This window comes from Blautia sp. CAG:257 (assembly GCF_000433815.1).
Lineage (GTDB): Bacteria > Bacillota > Clostridia > Lachnospirales > Lachnospiraceae > Blautia_A > Blautia_A caecimuris.
On record NZ_HF999050.1, the window covers coordinates 1 to 2,578 of the forward strand.

Consider the following 2,578-nt stretch of genomic DNA (forward strand, 5'->3'; position numbering starts at 1 on the left):
GTGTGTACTTTCGATTTTTGCAGTGATCTTTGTAATTCCTTTTGTGGAGGAATGGCCCTATGAGATTCATTTTACACTGGAAAACATACGGAATGTGCTGCGGGATAAAGAGCTTTCGAATGTGTATCTGAATTCCCTTTATGTGGCTTTTTATACAGCAGTTTTTGGAACGCTGCTTGTATATGGAAGCGCTCTGGTTACAGCAAGAAGCAAGGTGAGCAGAAGGTTTAAACAGATTATTGACGGTATCGCAATGGTAACAAACACAATACCGGGAATGGTTCTGGGGCTTGCATTTCTGTTCTGTTTTTCCGGTACCGGTATTCAGAATACATTTTTGATCATGGTGATCTGCAATATGATTCATTTCTTTTCAACGCCGTATCTGATGATGAAAGAATCTCTTGCAAAGATGAATGCCTCCTGGGAAACTACAGCCATGCTCATGGGCGACAGCTGGATCAAAACGATCCTGAGAGTTGTTACACCCAACGCCATTTCAACCATAATCCGGGTGTTCAGCTATTACTTTATTAATGCAATGGTAACCATCAGTGCAGTGATTTTCCTTGCCGGAGCCCGCACGATGGTGATTACAACAAAGATCAAACAGCTTCAGTATTACAATAAATACAATGAAATTTTTGTTCTTTCGCTGCTGCTTCTTTTTACAAATATTGCAGCAAAGGCATTGTTTGGATACCTTGCTTCCCGTAAGTCAAAAACTGCAGAATATTCATTAAAAAAAGCAGGAAATGTTCAGTTGGTTTCGTCGGGGATCCGAACTGCAAAAAGGATCATAGCTGTGGCTGTGGCAGCGATTCTGGTGATTTCCGCAGTTTCTCTGGGAACAGGCGGACGCAACAGTGACCTGGTAGTGATTTATTCCAATGGAGATGACGAGGCGGTTGAGGCCATGAAAGAATCGCTTGATGCAAATGGATACCGGGGAAAATATATCATGCAGACTTTTGGTACATCAGAGCTGGGAGGCAAGCTTCTGGCAGAAGGAAAGAATCTGGAAGCCGATCTGATCACAATGAGTACCTTTTATATTGACAGCGCTCAGGAGCAGAATCAGATGTTTAAAGATCTGACCTTTCCGGTGAATACAACAGAAGAGTTTCCTTCTTACTGTGCTCCTGTAACAGCTCAGGAGGGAGCGCTTATCATAAATACAAAAGTAATGGAATCATCAGGACTTCCTGTGCCGGAATCCATTAAAGATCTGGCAGATCCTGTTTACAAGGACATGATTTCTGTTACAGATGTCTCTTCTTCATCTACTGCCTGGCTACTTTTGCAGGCACTCATTGACGCATACGGAGAAAACGAGGCAAAAGAGCTTCTCACCCGGATTTATGAAAATGCAGGGCCTCATATTGAGGATTCCGGATCAGGACCACTGAAAAAAGTCCGGGCAGGAGAGGTTGCCATCGGCTTCGGCCTGCGGCATCAGGCAGTGGCAGACAAGAAGGCAGGACTTCCTGTAGATTATATAGATCCGGCGGAAGGAAATTTTTCCCTTACAGAGTCCGTCGCAGTGTTGGATAAGGGATCAAAAAGAGATAAAACAGCCATGGAAATGGCACAGTGCATAATCGAGAACGGGAGAGAGAAGCTTCAGGAAACATACCCCAATGCTCTCTATAAAGATGAGATAACAGATCCTGAAAATGCTTCTGCCAATCCTGAGGTATTTAATCAGAAACTGACAGTTGAGCTTCTGGAAAAACATCAGAAACTGTCTGAAGAATGTAAAAAATAAAGAGCTTACACTAAGTCTGTATCTTGGCAGACAGTGAAAAATAAACACAGATCAACAGATAAAAGGAGAACTGAAAATGAAAAATTATAAACTGCTTACACCGGGACCTCTTACAACCACAGATACCGTAAAAGGGGAGATGATGTTCGACCATTGTACCTGGGATGACGATTATAAACAGATCACACAGGAGATCAGAAAAGAGCTTCTGAAACTGGCTCACGTATCAGAAGAAGAGTATACGGCAGTGCTGATGCAGGGAAGTGGAACCTTTGGTGTGGAATCTGTTCTCACAAGTGTGATCGGAAAAGAGGACAAGCTTCTGATCGCGGCAAACGGCGCATACGGAGAACGAATGGCAGATATTGCGGAGCACGCAGGAATGGATTATGTGATCTATAATGAACATTATGATCAGGTTCCAAAGGCAGAGGTGATCCGGGAAATGCTGGAAAAAGATCCTTCCATTACCCATGTTGCCATGGTACACAGTGAGACAACCTCCGGTATCCTTAATGATATTGAAGCGGTAGGAAAAGTAGTAAAGAGCATGGGAAAAGTCTTTATTGTGGACGCTATGAGCAGCTTTGCAGGAGTGGATATTCCGGTAAAGGACTGGGGAATCGACTTTATCATCAGCAGTGCAAATAAATGTATTCAGGGCGTGCCGGGATTTTCATTTATCATTGCAGACAGAAAGCTTCTGACAGAAAGTAAAGGAAAAGCAAGAAGTCTTTCTCTTGACCTTTATGATCAGTGGAAAACCATGGAGGCGGACGGTAAATGGCGCTTCACATCTCCTACACATGT

Annotated in this window: 2 protein-coding genes; both read left to right on the plus strand. The window is 43.3% G+C overall.

Translation table 11 applies throughout. From position 1 onward, the window contains the following. The coding region (locus QVP40_RS06820) for an extracellular solute-binding protein (protein ID WP_288200364.1) at positions 1-1,768 on the plus strand (1,768 nt) is incomplete at its 5' end. A gap of 76 nt (positions 1,769-1,844) precedes the next feature. Beyond that, positions 1,845-2,578: 2-aminoethylphosphonate--pyruvate transaminase (locus QVP40_RS06825; protein WP_288200365.1), on the plus strand; the 734-nt coding region annotated here is incomplete at its 3' end.